This is a genomic window from Giesbergeria sp., assembly GCF_028686475.1.
GTDB lineage: Bacteria > Pseudomonadota > Gammaproteobacteria > Burkholderiales > Burkholderiaceae_C > Simplicispira.
This window is the reverse complement of record NZ_JAQUCA010000011.1, coordinates 67437-84354: the sequence shown is the minus strand read 5'-3', so window position 1 is coordinate 84354 and position 16918 is coordinate 67437. Positions and strand designations below refer to the sequence as shown.

Annotated in this window: 7 protein-coding genes; all 7 read right to left on the bottom strand. The window is 54.6% G+C overall.

Annotated features, from left to right (window positions below; all coding sequences use genetic code 11):
- Positions 1-754 precede the first annotated feature (754 nt).
- On the bottom strand, positions 755-4024 hold the full coding sequence (locus PHX60_RS09530) for a hypothetical protein (RefSeq protein ID WP_300077040.1): 3270 nt from the start codon (positions 4022-4024) through the stop codon (positions 755-757).
- Positions 4025-4033: 9 nt separating this feature from the next.
- Positions 4034-5449 (bottom strand): hypothetical protein, encoded by a 1416-nt coding sequence (locus tag PHX60_RS09525; RefSeq protein ID WP_300077039.1) that lies wholly within the window; start codon positions 5447-5449, stop codon positions 4034-4036.
- 562 nt (positions 5450-6011) lie between these two features.
- Positions 6012-6470 carry a DUF2442 domain-containing protein gene (locus PHX60_RS09520; protein WP_300077038.1) on the bottom strand — a complete coding sequence of 153 codons (459 nt, stop codon included), beginning with the start codon at positions 6468-6470 and terminating at the stop codon, positions 6012-6014.
- Positions 6458-6688: a hypothetical protein gene (locus PHX60_RS09515; protein WP_300077037.1), complete on the bottom strand. Its 231-nt coding sequence runs from the start codon at positions 6686-6688 to the stop codon at positions 6458-6460. The genes PHX60_RS09520 and PHX60_RS09515 overlap by 13 nt, the downstream gene beginning before the upstream one ends.
- 186 nt (positions 6689-6874) lie before the next feature.
- Positions 6875-8983 (bottom strand): UvrD-helicase domain-containing protein, encoded by a 2109-nt coding sequence (locus tag PHX60_RS09510; protein ID WP_300077036.1) that lies wholly within the window; start codon positions 8981-8983, stop codon positions 6875-6877.
- Positions 8984-8987: 4 nt separating this feature from the next.
- Positions 8988-15401, bottom strand: a complete 6414-nt coding sequence (locus tag PHX60_RS09505; RefSeq protein ID WP_300077035.1) for a DEAD/DEAH box helicase — start codon at positions 15399-15401, stop codon at positions 8988-8990.
- Between the two features lie 390 nt (positions 15402-15791).
- Positions 15792-16916 carry a hypothetical protein gene (locus tag PHX60_RS09500; protein WP_300077034.1) on the bottom strand — a complete coding sequence of 375 codons (1125 nt, stop codon included), beginning with the start codon at positions 16914-16916 and terminating at the stop codon, positions 15792-15794.
- Positions 16917-16918 lie beyond the last annotated feature (2 nt).

Here is a 16918-nt window from a genome sequence, read left to right as displayed (position 1 = left end):
CTAACGGCTTGAACGTCCGGGAAGCCGCAGCACGACTCAAGATTGGAAAAACAGCTTTGTATGCTGCGCTACAACCGGCCAAAGCCACAACAACCAACATCTGAAAAACGCTTCGGTAGGCTTAACGTACTTTAAATTCCGTTTTCTACAGCGACCCCAGCACCAGATTGATCCAGCATTCTTGGATTGCCAATCAACACCCATGTGACCACAGTGCTGCTATCTGCTAACCAAGTTGGGGTAGAACAAGCGCAGTCGTGTCACCAGCCGCCATCTGGCCTGGTAGGGGTCGCTGTAGCACCAATGAATCGGCCTACGTTTGCAGGCGAGGTGTCGTGAAACAAGTGTTTTCCGCTTGGCCTTCGCGTAGTGCCTCAAACACCCTGAAACAGGGTCAAAACATGTACGTCAAACCCTGTCGGATTGCCTCAATAGACGGAAATCCAGTGCAATACCTTTTCCGACACTGAAATGGCGGCTGGTGACACGACTGCTTGTTCTACCCCAAGTTGACGGAAATTTCTGGGGTTCCGGCTTAGTCCCCCAACCTCACCGGGCACGCCATGGAAAAGAACATGTAGGCTGGCGTGCTTATCTCTGGCGGGCACATTGCAAAGCTGCTTGATGAACACCTGCGTTCACTTGTCGACACTGCCACTGTTTCCACTGTCTGACGTCGAATAATCGAGATTGACGGCTCAAATGATCGCGGTCGCTCGTGGCTGCCGCGTGATCCGGGAGGGGCCAGCGTAGATTAGGACTGAGGCGGCAGGTAGCGGTAGCTTCCGATGCGCAGCACGGTTTCCTCGTGCCGGTTCTCGTAGTACACGGCCAGCAGGTTCGTGTCGTTGGCGGTAAGGTGGTTCCAGTGGCCGTCCTCCATGCTTAGTTTCTTAAAGCTGAGCCCGTCATCCTGGCTCACCAGCATCGTTCTACCACTGCTCGAGGTAATCAGGCTCAGGTCTTGCAGCGCGAAGCATTGGTCGATGTGAATCGGCGTGTCGCGATGCGTCCACGCATAGCCCTTGTCGGAGGTGAACAGTTCCGACGCTATGCACATCAGCCCGCCGCCCGAACCGAGGTGAACCGATGTCGTGCTGGACGCGGTGTAGTGCGAGCTGCTCTCCCATTCGCATTTTTGCCACGCTTTGGCCGCGCCGTAATACATGACGAACGGCGGCTGCTCGGGCTTCTTGTTGTCGTGCATGTACGACCAGTCGTATTTGCAGAACGCCAGCAAGCCATTGCGGCCGGGCAGGGAGCAGATCCGTTCGATAACCACGCCCTCGCCGGTACGCGGTGTCTGATCCCAGGGCTCCCAAGGGCCGGCGAGATCGGCCCCGCGGAACACGAGGGTTTGCGCATACGAGCCCGACTTGGTGGTGTCGGAAAAGAAGCCTTTTTCGACATAGCTGTAACGCCGGTATTTCGTCGCGGTCCATAGCCACATGCCATTGAAATACACGATGTCCTGATAAGACAATTTGCCGTCATTGAGCGACAGATCGCTGTTGTTCGCGGGTGCCGGGCCGGCACTGTGTTGCCAGTTCAATGCGTCGCGCGAGTAATAAAACCCCTCGGGGCGCGAAGCGCACGACCAGGAGCGGTTCCACGCGATCCACACGCCGTTGACGATCTCGAGCTTGTTCAGGCTGACCTCGCATTCGGGCGCATCAAGCCACACCTCCTGCCACTGCAAGCCGTCTTCGCTGCGATAGAAGCGGTCCTTGGAATCGATGCAGGCCACCACCAGCCAGAACTTGCCGTCAGTGCGGATGTAAGTAATCTTCTCCGCTTCGCACGGCGGCTGCGTGACTTGCTGCCATTCGAGGCCAAGCAGGCAGGGCTCGCCGTCCTTCACTATCGTCACCGACTGCATCTTCAACTGTTCCAACGCTTGCTTCTGCTGCCATTCCGCCCGTTTGCGTTCCTTGATCGCGATGACCGAGGAATCGAAGTCGCCCTTGACGAAAAACTCAAGCTGCTCAGAGGCTTCGGTGCACACGCAGGAAAATGCATTGAGCGTGTGTTCGATCTGGTTGTAGTAGCGCTGGAACTGGTCGCCCCAGTCTTCGTTGTCGGTGGAGTCGTCCAGCACGTAATCCGAATAAGCGATGTCGTTCGAGAATTCGAATGTGGGCAGATTCCAGTGGGCAATCTGGCTGTTCGCCACGTACAGCGCTGATTGATGCTCCGACAAGAAATCGCGTGCCTTCTTCCGGATTTCGTTCAGGCTCGACAGCGCCAAACGCCGCCCGAGGCTGCAGGCGGCGGAGCCGGCCTTGTCCAGCACACCGCTCAGGAAACCGCCGTCGGACGAGGGCATGTAGAACGCATATTCCATGGCCTTCATGGACACGCTGCCGATTTCCACCGTGATCTGCAGATTGGCCCAACCGGCCACGCTCAACTGCTTGAGCACCTTGGAATAGTAGGCATCGAAACGCAGCGCGCGATAGCGCACCAGGTTCTTCCAGCCCTGCGTGCTTGCGTTCAACTGCTGGGCGGCGTGGAGCACGGCGGCGGAGTCCTCGCCGTTCACCATTAGCAGCAGGCTAGGCAAGATGTCCTTCAGATTCGTCGGCTTGAGGAGCCCGAGCACGATCTTGATCGCCGGGCTTTCGATCGGCTTTTGCGCGAGCGTCAACAGGAAGAAGGCATCGAGCAGCCAGGTGGCTTTCTTGTTCTCGTCGTCGAGCAAGGCCTGCATAATCGGCTGGCAGTGCAGCGCCTTGCGTGGATTGTCGGCTAGCTCGAGCACATCCTGGAGCAGCTCGGGCGTGCCGGCATGGTCTGCCAGCAACGCGATGAATTCGCGCGCCGGGCTGCTCAGCGCCGCGGCGTTGTCCACGCACAAAGCCAGCAGCAGCAGGTAATCGCGCTTGGCTTGGTTGCTGCCGCAGGCGTCGAGGAAACTGTGCACGGTGATGTCCGGCAGCGACGACACAAGCGCGATCTGCTCCGACGCGGCTTCCGTGTCCAGAGCTGGTGCCTCTGGCGGCACGTCGAGTCTGTGCTCATCGCGATACACCGCAATCGCCAGTTGGCCGCCGCTGATGATTTCGCAGATCAGATCCCGAATGCTGTAGGTCGTAGCTAGGCCGTTCAGCTCCTGACCGAAGAATTTTGCGATGATTTTCTCGCGCGCCGCGTCGCTGGGGCACAACTCCGGATCGCCGATCAAGTCGGCGATTTTCACGTAGTGATCGGCCAGGAAATAAAGCGCATTGAAGCCGACGCCGGAAATCGAATTTTGGATATAGGCCGAATCGATGCCGTGCTCATCGGTCGACAGCGCGACGGTGGCGCGGTATTGATCGAGGCCCACATAGCCGATCTGATCGATCAAATCATTGATGAAATCGAGCAGGCGCAGGGTTTCGTCGCAATTCACCCCAAGCTTTTCCAGCGTGGTAACGAGGTAATTGCCGATGTCGCGGCCGGTCAGCATCGCGCCCGGATGCTGACGCAGGAAATCATAGGCAAGCCGCAGAACCAGTAAGTTCTTGGGGATCGGCGCGAAGCGGCGCTTGTTGGCCTCGATATTGAGTGCCCAATTGCTGAAATTCGTGTTGTCCTCGAGACGCCGCAGACGCTGATCGATTCTGTCGACCGCCTGCTCGAGAAAATCTCGGGTTTCGATGATCACTTCGTTCATCGTGCCGAGGTTGTTGCGGATCACCGCAATGCCTTGCGCTGTGATTAGATTCTGCTGTTGCAATTGCTGCAGGTAATGCCAAGCAAAGCGCTGCATCTGCAGCATATCCGCCTGGTTCAGCGCCTGATTTTCGCTAGTCTTGCCGCTGACCGAATGGGCCAGGCGCTTGAAGAAACCAGCCTCCAACTGGCGCGCCAGGCGCTCTTGGCTGGCCGTGACAAGCCGCGAGGCATCCATCGCCAATTGCTGTGTGACGGCGGCATTAGCTCGATGCTTTTCGACGAGCTGATTGATCGCAGTGAGTTCCGAACTGTCGAGCGGCGCCCCGAAAATCTGTTCGGCTTCGCTCAGGCTGGCTTGATTCATCTTGATATCTCAGAGATTGTTGATCTTGTTTTTCAAGCGCATGCTCTGTGCGTGCATGGTCTTGATTTGCTGCTCGAAATGGCGCTCGGACAACACGAGCCCCCGATGAAACTCCGCGAAATACTCCTGCGAATGTTGCAGGTACTGCAAGGCATCATGCGCGTGCACACCGATCGCCACCACCTGCTCCGTGGCTGCCAGGGTCAGCTGGAACGGCTTCTCGAAGTGATTGTCGAGCGCGATATTCATCGCCAGCGAAGTGATCATCCCGCCCACTAGGCTGCCGATCAGCATGCCCACCGGGCCGCCCAGCGCACCGATCGAGCAGCCCATCGAGGCACCAACCACAGCTGCGCCGGTTTGGAAAATATTCTTGCCTGTGCGCGTTTCCAGCTCGTCGCGCGTCATCTTGCCGGCTGCGAATAGCACCAGACATTGCACCAGATCCACGGCGCAGACTGTCGTGCCGGCGATCGCGCCGCTGGCCAGGCTGGTTTGGAACGCCGAACCCGAGAACAGAGACGGCAGCGATCGCGCCGCGAGGCTGACACTGGCGGTGGCTGCACCGGCTTTCAGGGCACTATCACCTGCCGCGATCGCAGTGTCACGCAGGATACGCAGCGCCGCCTGCTCGGTGTTTAGTTCGCCATCGCGCACCAGCTTGATGCTCTGGAACGTGTTGATGCAGCCTGCCGTCACCGCCGTGATGACGGCCGCCGAGCCGGCCGCGCGCAGGCTCTGCTGAACCGTGGCCTTGTTCAGATAGCCTTCCTGTATGCGCTGGTGCATATCCTTGCCTTGATGCGTGCCAGCACCGAGTTGCTCAGCCTCAGTCTTACTGAGCGGGGTAGACTGCACGCCGTCTACCTCGATCTGGCCGACCGTGTTGTCGCGCACTTTCTCGGCCGCGCGCGCCACCTCGGGGCGGGTTTGTTGATTCTTCAGCACGGTCTTGTGAGCGGACGCACGAATGCCCTCGATTTGATCGGACGGGCCGATGAAGCGGTCAGCCTGCTCGTAACGGTGAATGCCGTCGCGGGTCGAACGGAAGGCATTCTGTGTCGCGTCTGCGTCCTTGAAATACTTCAGTTGCGCACCCAGCATCTGCTCGCCATCCTTCATCACCACGATGTCGTAAGTCGGATCGTTGCGCGTCAGCGGGGTTTGCTTGAAGCTGTCGGTCAAGGCACGCACGTCCTTGTCTTTCAGGATCGCATCCAGATTGAAGGATTCTGCGTGAAAGGTTTCGGCGGCGAAGCCCCCTTTGATCGCAGCGTTTTGCGCGGTAGCCGAAATATTGCCCATGATGGAATTGGCCTGATTGATCTCGCCGATCATTTGACCGATTTTCCGTGTGGCTTCGGCCGGCCAGATAGGACAGACGCTGACGGATTGGACTAGGGCTTTCTGGTACTCGTTATTCATCGTAGATCCTGACTGAATGCGTAGCTGGGCTCATCTTGGCCGAAACAGTAACCGAAAGACGGTGATGCTTTCGCAGCGCGTGTCTTGTGTTCGATTATGAATTACGATCTCGACATGTCCTGAAACACCTCTGGAAGTGGAAACTCCCTTTGTATTGGGGTCGTCTCAGAATTCGGAAAAAATCGTACGCGCTAAGCTAGATGGGGTCGTCTCAGAAAACGGAAAATAAAGCACGCTAACGGCTGGAATGTCAGGTTGAAGCCTAAGAAGTTGCGCCGAGAGCGTCAGACAAGGCCGGAAACGGCCCCTAATCTGACGAAATCAGGGCGTGCACCTGACGCCCAGCTGAGGTACACATCAGTCTGACACCGCCAGCATCACGCCAGATCTTGCCAGCGGGTCGCACGGCTTAGCGTGCTTTATTTTCCGTTTTCTGAGGCGGCCCCGAAAAATGCGCTTTTCTTTTCCTGCCCAAAAAATCAACGTAGGCTTTAGATCGGTGCAGTGCCCGCCCTTCCCACTGGCCCGCCAGCGGGCCAAGACCTTTGGGTATAGGACAAGGTCAAGCCACCCGGCGGTGGTGCTCCACCTCCCAGCCCTTGCAGGCCAGCGCGATGTAACGTGGCACAGGCCGCGCACCAGTGCCATAGGCGCTAATGGTGCGTGATGTCATTCCCAGTGCTTGGGCAGCTTGAGACAGACTCAAACCATAACGAGCGCGCCATTGGGCAAAGATGCGTGTGTTCTCATCAGCGGCGTTCTGTGCTTGCGCATCCAGCCATAGCGTGTCAGCACCAATTTGAATGTCCAGGGCTGGCCACTCCACTGTCCAGCCTTCGCCGTCAATCAGTGTGGCCGTGGCGAAGACCTTGGAATCGCACAACCGTGCGAGGCCGGGCGACTCATCAAACAATGGTTTGAAGTCCAGTATGTAGACCTCGCCATCGACAAATTTCAAGCGCATCTTGAACTCGGCCAAAACCTCAATGCCCGCTAGACGGGCGCGTTTCATGTGTGCCATGTGAGCCACTCTTTCCATAGATCAGCCAAGTTGACCTCAACCCATTGCATGACTTCAGCACGCAGGCCGCGCGGCCATACGCCATCAGTAGCCAAGGTATCAAAGTAAATGATGACGTCCACCTCGCCACCCACCAGATGGCAATGCGCTGGGCCGTGGTCGCGTTCGCGCACCTCCAGCCGGTACTTGTTGTTGCGAAAGCACTGTTTGGTCGTCATGCTGGCATTATATAGAAATAGTTTCTATAGTTTACCAAGCACAACGTCACGCGCCGTGAGATCTACAGGGATCTTCCAAGTAGGGGTTCCAGTAGCGTGTAGAGCCGGGGGCCTGAAACCAGTCTTGTCTCGCGGCAATGTTACTTGCTCCGGGTGCATTGCAAGCGCTCCAAACCCTAGCAGCCATCAAGTCAGAACCAAAACCGCCCCTCGCTTCGCCCGAGTTAATGCGACGTACATCAACTGGCGCTGATTGCTTTCTTTGGATTTTTCGCTCAGATAGCTTTGCGGAGCCACTACCGCTACACAATCAAACTCCAGTCCTTTGGCGCGGTGCATCGTTGACATATAGACGACGTTGCGTTCATCGGTATGGTTGCTTTGTGCTGTGATGTTTATCGTGCGAACTCCCGCTGCTTGCAACTGTTTGGCCAGTGCATCACGGGTTTTTTCACTGGAGGCAATCACACAGTATGTAAGCCCTGGATGGGCTTCTTCGCTGTGGTGTCCTTGTTGCAGAAATTGCAAAATTTCGATGAAAGCTTTTTCCAAGCCATCCACATGCAACACTGACGGCACTGGGCCGTGTGACAGTGAGCGGTAGCGTTGGCTTTCATCTTGCCCATTGTCTAAGTCATCAATTTCTACACCTTCGAGCAGAGCCACTGCTTGGCGCCGAATTTCATCCGTTGTGCGGTAGTTGATATAGAGCTTTTTTGAGCGTCCACGGATGTCAATGCCGCATTGGCTCATCGCCGCTTTGTTGCGGTTGTAAATGCGCTGATGACCATCACCGACAAAAAACAAGTCGTTTGGGTCTGGGGCAATCATGGCTCGGATGAGTTTGAGTGCTTGCGGACCAAAATCTTGGCTTTCATCGACAATGATGCCACTGTAGCTGGTGCTTGCTTGTCGACCGTTGGTTAGCATGTGTGCTACTTCGCGGTAAGCATCGTTGACATCTTTGAGCTTTCTGGAGGCCAGTTGCCCCCGGTACTCATCAAAGACTGGCCAGACGGCATCTCGTTTGCTGCGACTTAACACAACACCGCGCCCAATTCTGCGAGCGATGCGGTATTCTTCCAAGGTCGTAATGCCTTGAGCCAGCACGATTTGTTCGAACTCTTGCTCGTAGAAGTCATTGGGCAGGTCTAAGCTGGTATCGCGAACAGCCATCGCTGATTGCCACGCCTGCGCTGCTCCTTCTTGCTTGCGGTCGTACACAATCCGGTGTTCCAGCTTTTGTTTGCGCATATACGCATGCACCCAAGCATCAAGATTGGTCACTTCCAGGCGTTTGAGTACCTCTGGCTCACACAGGGTTTTCAGGTTTTGTTCGATATCGCTGGACAGGTTGCGTGTGAAGGTCGTCAGCAGCACCTTTTGACCGGCAGGGGTTCTGTGTTCAGCCAGCCACTTGGCGCGGTGCATGGCCAACACTGTTTTACCGGTACCAGCGCCACCCAGCACACGTACCGGGCCACTGCGGTCACCTTCAGCCAGCTTCTTTTGTGTTGGGTGTAGAAAGACCCGCCACTGCGCCAGTGGGGCGTTCAGAATGGACAGTAAGGTTTCGTCATCACTGACTACCTTAAACCTGGATTGCGATTCGGGCGTGTTGAGGGCAGTCGCAAAGTCTTCTAGGTCAATCTGAGCGTTGGCGTCCGTTTCCCGAGCCTTCAAGATGCCTTCAATGTCATCACCAGCAGCCAGCAGGAACAGGCCTTCATAGGCCTCCACGGGCAATTGAGCTTGTAGGGCATCGAGCTGTGCATCCGACATCACGCAGCGCACCATTTTCAGCAACTCGGCTGGAACGCCGAGACTCATCAACTGATGGTCCGAGAACTCAGCAAATAGCGGCGCTGTCAGGGTGCTTGCTGTGGCCAAGGATGTTGGCTCGGGCACCGTGGCGGCTAAAGGTGTAGCTTGGGTTGCTGGTTCGGTCACTTGCTCCAAATTGACCAGTTGCATCGCGCCTGTGACTGGGTTGATGGCTAATTTACGGTTCTTTGCCCAGCGGTAAGCACCATCGTGGTGGTCTACATAGAGCAGCACATACACGTCGCCCGTGGGTGGTTTGAAAATGATGCCACGCCAATCGTCATCGAGCCTGACAGATTTGAGGTTGGCATCTCGGGCACTGTGGATGTTCTCGTAGTTGATGCCCGTGCTGGTGGGGTCGGCTTGGAATTGCGTTGCCCACTTCATGATTTTGCTGTGCATTTTGGCAGGCAATTTGGACAGTTGCAGCAGGAAATCGTTGCTCAAAGCAACTTTGGGTTTGAGGGCCATTACGTTACTCCTGTGTGCTCAAAGTCAAGCCTAGCTGCTGCGCTACGGTGTTGAACCATGCAGCCTCATCTATCTTGGTCATCGATTCATCCAATAGCAATACTTTCCATGCCTGCGCTGTCCATAGGTCGAGCATGTCTGCTTGGTCGTTACGCAGAAGCACCAGCTTCTCAGACACCCAACACAATTCGCAGTCAGCCACTACTTTGCCCTTAGCATCCAGCAGTTCGTAGCTCACCTCTGGAATTTCAGCACCGGCTTGCGCTAGTTTTTGCAAGCCAGCACGCAATGGCTCCATGACTTGCTCCAGAGTTTCATCCCAAGCACCGTGGAGGGAGCTTTGGTGGGTAGAAGCTGCCTGTTGCGTGCTGGATACTGCCAGCAATGGAGTGGGGTCGTGCGCTTTGAGGCCAGATGCGGTGCTAAGCCACATGCCAGGCAGAGTCTGGCTGGTGTTGTAGATATGCAGCCATAGCCGCCAAGCCCGGTGTAAGGCTTCTTCGTCCGGTGCTGCACTGTCATCCAGAACCAACACGCCCGGTGCGCTCCAGTTCTTACTGCCTTCAAAGCCCAGTCTGTCCATGCTCAGAGGCCAGAGACCAAATTGCTTGCACCAGCCATTGCCGCCGGAAACACTGGGCGCAAACCCTTTTTGAACGGTTACCACTTCACTGGGCAGGCAATCTGACCATTGCGCTATCAAGGACTTGTAGGTGGCCATTTGCGTGGCATCTGATGGCACCATTAAGAAACCATGCCACAGGGCATTGCGCTGCAGCTGGTTTACCACAGGGTCGGTTGCCGCAGACTCCACTGGTGTTCCAAGCCAACTTAACAGGCGAGCGATAGCATGCAGGGTAAATGCCTTTTCTTGTGCCCTGGGTGTTTGGTCTGATGCTTTGCTTCCGTTATGCCACGACATGGTCGCTAGGGGGGAATCGAGGTCGGTTTCTAGTTCCCCTTTCAGGGCAGAGGCCACATCGTTGTGCGTAACTGACCAAACCCAAAACTTGCCACTGGCAACAATGGCACTGCGTTTGAGGGCATCTTCCCTCAGACAATCCTTGTGATACGCCCAGCCGTCGCAGAACACGGCAATTGGACGCCTCGGGCTGTTGGACGACCAGGGCCAAATCACAAAGTCTGGTTTGCTGTGTACCGCGATGCCTTGCTCTGGGCCTAAGGAGCACTGCGGCTCTATCTTGTAGCGTTGGCCACCAACTTCCAATACATGGCCTGATTTGCCATGCACCACATCGCCGACCAGTTTGACTTTGGGGATGGCACTGCAACCGCCTAAGCGTTTGAGGCTTTCGATAAAACGCGCCTCCAGTACCGAGTCAAAGTGCGGATTGATGTAAATCTCGGAGATAGTTGCAACGCGTTCAAGCTGGTCTAATGCGCCCACCAGTTCTTCGAGTACGTCTTTGGCGGTATCACGCGATACCAGCTCCATGCTGCGGCCTAGTCGGTGTTGGAAGACACAGCGGTAACAGCCATCTTTTTCTGGGTCATCGTGACACGAGCAGTCGGCCACAGCAGCCAAGGCCATGTTCAGCACTTGGATTAAAGTGCCTGCTTCTTGGGCTAGCAGTTGGTGCAGATAGCCAGTGCCGCCGGGTACCGAGTCGTACAGCATCACGTAAAAACGCTTTGGGCCGCCATCTTTTCCGGGTTCATCTTGCAGCACCATACGCAGATGGTCAACTTTGCCGCCAAAGCGTTTCTTTAAGCCCAGCTGCATCGCAGCCATGAACGACTGCACTACCCGCTCATCTACCCCGTTCTTGGTATACGGCACCAAAATACGCAGTGCTTCCGATTCAAACTCCCGGTACAGGTACAGGCATTCGAGCAGGTTGCTGGGGTCGTCACTGTTGCGTTTGGGGCAGTCAAAGCTGTGGATTTGCTCTTGCGATGCCGTGCCACTGCGCTTGAAGGTTTTCTGCACCTTGCCGCAGTGTTGGCACAGTCGAAATCCGGGCCGCGCTTCTTCTTTATCGGCCACCTTGAATGCTTCGCCGGGCTTGGCTAATTCACCGAAATTGACATCGCGGAAGGTAACGCGGGTGATGAATTCAAACCCAAAGGGCAGCTCTCCGGTGTTAATCTGCCACGCTTCGCGGATGTCCGATGCCGCAAAATCGGCCATGAGCTGGCGAATATAGTATTTGGGCTCTCGGTCTTCGGTGCTGTCGTCGATGCGCACTTCGGTGTCATTGCTGTTGGCAATGGCTTGCTTGAAACGCAGCAAGGTGCGTCGCTGGGCAGCATCTGACCACATGGCGTCGTTGCAGCGCGGGCATTGCAGGTGGATATCGGGCTCTTTGGCCAGGTTCTGCATGTGGTTGCAAGAGGGGCAAAAGCGCCACGCCTCGGCCTTGGCCAAGTTCATGTTGATTTGGTCCACCTCTACGCGCCTTTGGTTGGCATAGAAGCGGTTTTCTGGGGCAAATTCTGACAGCGCTGATTGTGCTGGCCGCTCGTATTTGAGGGTGTTTAAGGTGACATAAGCGCCCTGCCCCGGCTCATCACTGGCACGCTTGCGCCAGAGTACCGATTTGAGTTCCACCCCAGCCTCTGGAAAGGCATAGTTTGGAATCAGCCCGGCATCTGTTAGGGTGTTGAGCAGGTCGCGGTTGTTGATTTCCTTGATGAGTTCGAGCAACTTGTCACGCTCGCGCAGCAGTTTGTCCATCTCATCTTTGGTCGCCTCGTCTTGTGGTTTTTGTTGCAGCTTGGTTTTGGCGCGGTCCAGGTCATCTTTGCGCTTTTTGTAACTGCGCCGTTCTTCTAATAACTCTTCCAATGCTTTGACCAAGCAAACGCGCAAGCCGTCCGCTTCGCCTTGGCCTTGCATGAAGTCCAGCAAGCGGGCGCGCACCGCTTCATCCATATCCTGTGCCAACATTTGCACAAAGGCATCGAAAAGCCGCTGCTCATGTTGCAGCACATAGTCGCAAAACAGGTAAGGAAAGCGCTCTTGCTTGTTTTGGTCGATGGCATCGAGTGCTTGCGAGGTTTGTTCGGGCAGTGCTTTGTCGTTATTCAGGTTGGCTACCCAATCGTCCATGCAAAAGGCGAACAATTGGCGGCGCAGCACTTCGGCGGCCTGCAAGAATACCCCCGGTGGCGCAACTTCGCCACTGAGCATTTCTTGGGTTTCGGCGAAGAAGTACAAATCGTGCGGGCTGCTGCCGTCGGCCAAGGTGGTGGTGACTGCGTTGCCATCACGCCGCCCAGCGCGGCCTATGCGCTGCAAGAAGCTGGCTTGGTTGGGCGGCACGGAGCACAGCAAGACGGAAGATAAATCTCCAATGTCCACGCCCATCTCCAAGGTAGGGGTGGCAGAGAGTAGGTTTTCAAACCAAGGCTGCGGCTGCTTGCTTTTGAAGCGTTTTTCAAGCTCTTCTCTGGTTTGGCGCTCCAATAGGCCGGTGTGTTCTGCTGCAATCACACGGCGCAGGTCGCCTTGGCTGTAGCGTTGTGCCCACCAGCTACGTGCTTGGGGCAACAGCATCTCATAGTGCAATTGGGGTGCATCAAGGCATGGCATACCGAGTAATTGCTCGGCCATGTAGTGGGGCACGGTCAGGCGGCGTTTGCTGTCCTCGGTGGCCACAAAGGCGACCGTGGTGTGCAGCTCTAAGGCATTTGGGTTGAGCGCCCAAGTGTCTCCTTGGTGGTGGCTGGTTTTAAGCAACACGCCACTGGAGGCCAATACTTTGAGTGCTTCGGCGTACATGGCCGCCGCCATGCCTTTGCCCAATAGGGTTTGTTGGCCCAACACCGCCTCAGCCCAGCGCTCGTACCAGGTACGACTGCTGCCCGAAATCTTGTCGAAGTCACGCTGGTTGCCTTGTGTCAGAAAAACAGGGCGGGGAGTGCTTTCTCCCATCTTGGGCAGCCACTCATTGCGGCCAGCGGTTTTTATCAGTGCATACACATTGCCGTCACCCGCATAATTGGCCAGCTCGGTGTGCATTACCCCGCCTCGGCGGCGCAGGTGGGTCAACATACCCCATAACCATTGGGCTACGGTTTGTTGCTCAAGGCCACGGGTGCCATACTGCTCTTGGTACACCGGTAAAAGCTGCCCAGCCACTGCATACACCATCGGCCAAGGGGGTGCTAACACTGCTTTGCCAATGCGCTCTAGGGTGCGCCCACGCTGGCTTAGATAGGTAAATTCGCTGTAGGCTTGCCACAACAGGCGCTTTTTAACCCGTTCGGGCAAGCGGCTTTGAGCGGGTAGGCTCTGGTGCTGCAACAATCCCACCACCCAGTCGTGCTGCCAGGTCATATTGGGGGCGATGAATTCGGCCACCAAGTGTGCGGGTGGCATGTGCAGCACGGAGCCTGGGGTTTCAAAGCTGCGCGCCATAGCCTCCAGAAAATCACTCCAGCCCATGCCTTGCGCGTTAGGGCTAATTTCGTCAATCAGGTGCGCTAGGGCGGTGCGTACATTGTTGAGGTAGGTTCTGGCACCAAAAAAGCCCGCCCGGTGGGCAGCATCTTGCACCGAATCAGAAAACGCAATCAGCTTTTTATCGTCATTGAAAACGCTAGCCCAACTGCTTTCTACCACTTGGGAGCCCAAGGTGGCGTTGCGCGCCCCCAGCAATAGCAGCTCATCACTCTCGCCGCAGGCCGGACAGGTGGTGTCGTGCAGGGTGAACTGCGTGTTGCCCCTGAGCTGGGTTTTCTGAGCCATGACCTGAAAAATACTCAGCAGTTCCTTGTGACCGCAAGCCACGCATTCATCTTGTGCGTGTTGCAAGGTGCCGCAAGAAATACAAACGCGCTTGACCGTACCCTCAACGTGACTACGCCCGTGGCCTATGCTGGAGGCAGCGTAAAAACGGGTGGCTTCCGGCCTTTTGGCAAACCAAGTGTTGTAGATTTCATTGAGCTCGGTCGATAACTTGCTGCTGCCTTGCACCAATCTTGAAATCCAACCGGTGGTGCGGCATTGGCTGCATTGCACCAAGGGCAAGTACACGCCATCGCGTTCACCGGGCAGGTCACGTTCGCTGCGGAAACGAATGTCCTGCGGCTCAACGCTGAGTTTGGCCACCATGCGCCGCAATTCACGCACCCATAACTGCACGCGTAGCGTGACCAAGGGCTGTTGGTTCTCGCCCAAGGCCCAAGCGACAAGCACCAGCAAGGCATCTAACACTTGCCCGACTTGCGCCTGCGAGGCCGCAGGCATGTTGCGCGCAAACGATTCGCTCAGTTCGCGGTAGCTGACCACGCCACCCTTGACGATTTTGAGCAGGTTAACAAAAAGCTGGTGTTGCTTGAGCAGCCGGCCCAACTGTTGCCGCCACTCTGGGGCGGCAACATCAATAGGCGGCGGTGTATCGGGAAAGAACAGCCTAAACCAAGCTGCCACTGCTGCTTGCGGGCCAGCGTACTGGCCCGCTTCCAAGGCGGCCACCAATTCGGGCCGGAAGCTGAACATGTAATCGACGGTAGCATCTTCGAGAAACAGGCCCACCGATTGGCGGCTCTCGGTGACTACAGCGTCTTCATCAAACGGCACGCCGAAGATTTGTCGTGCGTAATCGCGCAGTGGCGCGGTATCCGAGGAGCCGCCCAAGGTAGCCGAGGTACCCGCACAAATTAAGTGGCTCTGGGGTATCTTTAGCCGGGCGCGCAAGCGGCGCAGCAACAAGGCTAAGTCGGTGCCTTGCGCGCCATCGAAGGTGTGCAGTTCATCGACCACCACGTAGCGCAAGCTATCTGGGGCATTCATAGCCCAAATGCGCCGGTCTTTGGGGCGCAGCATCAGGTAGTCCAACATTTTGTAGTTGGTCAACAAGATGTCAGGGGGGTGTTTACGCAGGGTTTCGCGGTCGGTAATCACCGAGCTTGGGCTCATGAGCATCCCTTCGCCCGGTGCGCCAGCCTGCCCGCCCACATACAAGCCTACGCGCAAACCAGCAAAGGCAGGTACGCTGGCCACCAGCTCGGCAATGCGCCGGGCTTGGTCCGAGGCCAGTGCATTCATGGGGTAAATGACCAAGGCTTTAATGCCCGCCTCCCCGGCAGCACGGGCACGGCTGCAATGGTCTAGCACCGGGAACAAAAAGCATTCGGTTTTACCGCTACCCGTGCCGGTGGCTACCAGGGTGCTTTGGGCCTTGCGGTTGCTGGACAAACGCTCCCAGGCTTGCTCTTGGTGCTGGTAGCCGGGGTGGGCGGTTTGGAAGCTCTGGAAGAACGTGCGCCCTGCTTGGCCACTGCTAAAGGGCAAACCCAGCTGCACATACGGCCCTTTGAGCCACGCGGCTTCATCATCCACAAAGCGGGCCATCAGGCCATTGCAGAAGGTGTCCGCTGGCTCAAAAGCCGAGACCAGAAATTGCTTGAGGCCGGTTTGGATGTCACGGGCAAGGAGGGAGGGCAGCATGGTTAAAAAGTAATTTTGTTCAGCACTGCAAAGTTTTCAATTTGAACAAATTCTTTGGTAGTCGCTTTGCATTCTAGCGGTATTAGCAATCAAATTTTTGATGCTTCAATTTACTGAACTTGCAATAATTTGTAACTTGCAATTTAATTAATGTTAGTTAAAAAATTTTAAATGCTAAAAATTATTTTAGTTTCTTATCCTCTTCATTCTTTGAAAAGAGCAACTTTTTCTAGCTGTTTCATAAGCATATTCTTTAATGTCAACATTCTTCTTTGGTTATTCTCTTTCACTTTTCAATATCAACAGCCCTATCCTTTGTTAAGCTATCAATCATTTTGAAAAGAAATCAAACATAGGTGCTATTTAAGAAAATTATAAAATTTTGTTCCACTACCGGTATACGTTAAAGGTAAATACGCTTGATGAAGAAAACTTAAAATTTGCAGCAGTGGCAAGGTCGAGAATTTTCCACGGCGAAGGATAGGTCAGGTACTCTGATGTAGATAGCACTAATCCTATCTTTTTTCTTGGCCAAGCGACATCAAGACTTAGTTGAATTGTATCAAAAGGGTATTGAATTTCTGGTGGTGGCCAGCCAGCTGATTGCGCAATACCTAAAATGCCATGGTATGCAGGGTCTGCATACTTCAAGGCCTGTTCCCAAGTTCCATTAAAAAATCCATTTTTCCTTCGCAACTGGTTGATAGTTTGCATTTCTAGTGAAGTGATATGTAAAGAATCGTGCAGTGGTTGGAGCCGATGGCAGGCTTTACATAAAACTTTGAGATTACTATAGAAGTTATCGCCTTTATTTCCGTTGATATGGTGTACATGGAGTAAATTTTTATGATTGAGCATATTTACGCTACATTCACTACATGTCCAATCATTTGCTGAACGAAGTTTCTCTGAAATTTTACTCCAGTTGGTAGAATAAACAGATTCTCCACGAGTAACATGGGTTCTGCTTGGGAGATGGCGAAAGCAGGAGGAGTAAGTTTCAAAAAATTCATTCAAATTGAATGCTTCGCGTATTTGGCGTGCATTTTTATTTACTTTTGCCTGCTTGTAATTCAGCATATTCAGGCAAAATTGACACACATATAAACTAGCCCTGTCCAGAATTTCATGTGTCGAGTTGCTGGAGCCTGTTAAATTAAATATGCCGCTGGTATCTGTTGTAGCAATGTATCGTTCAAAGCGCCCTGCTTTTTTCATATCCTCTAAAGCTTTGCAATGGGCGACATGAAATTTTTTTCCTACATCTCTATTTCCATTCAACACATCTTGGATATTTCTTCCTTGGTCTGGAATGTATAACAGAACCTGTCGCCCATCATAAGCGATTAGTCCAGAGATATTTTCTAAATTTTCTAGCGCAACTTCGATACCTTTTTCTAATTCTATGTCAATAAGAGGAATAGCAGCATGTTCTGCTAGAGAAAAAGGAACTGGAGCTGCACCAAGGTTTTCTACGATTTTCCATAAAGCCGAAAAATCATACTTGAGCTTCATGG

What these genes read in the sequence shown, in the direction of transcription:
- PHX60_RS09530 (WP_300077040.1), bottom strand. Translation starts at nt 4,024, where the DNA reads ATGAATCAAGCCAGCCTGAGCGAAGCCGAACAGATTTTCGGGGCGCCG.
- PHX60_RS09500 (WP_300077034.1), bottom strand. Translation starts at nt 16,916, where the DNA reads ATGAAGCTCAAGTATGATTTTTCGGCTTTATGGAAAATCGTAGAAAAC.
- PHX60_RS09505 (WP_300077035.1), bottom strand. Translation starts at nt 15,401, where the DNA reads ATGCTGCCCTCCCTCCTTGCCCGTGACATCCAAACCGGCCTCAAGCAA.
- PHX60_RS09520 (WP_300077038.1), bottom strand. Translation starts at nt 6,470, where the DNA reads ATGGCACACATGAAACGCGCCCGTCTAGCGGGCATTGAGGTTTTGGCC.
- PHX60_RS09515 (WP_300077037.1), bottom strand. Translation starts at nt 6,688, where the DNA reads ATGACGACCAAACAGTGCTTTCGCAACAACAAGTACCGGCTGGAGGTG.
- PHX60_RS09525 (WP_300077039.1), bottom strand. Translation starts at nt 5,449, where the DNA reads ATGAATAACGAGTACCAGAAAGCCCTAGTCCAATCCGTCAGCGTCTGT.
- PHX60_RS09510 (WP_300077036.1), bottom strand. Translation starts at nt 8,983, where the DNA reads ATGGCCCTCAAACCCAAAGTTGCTTTGAGCAACGATTTCCTGCTGCAA.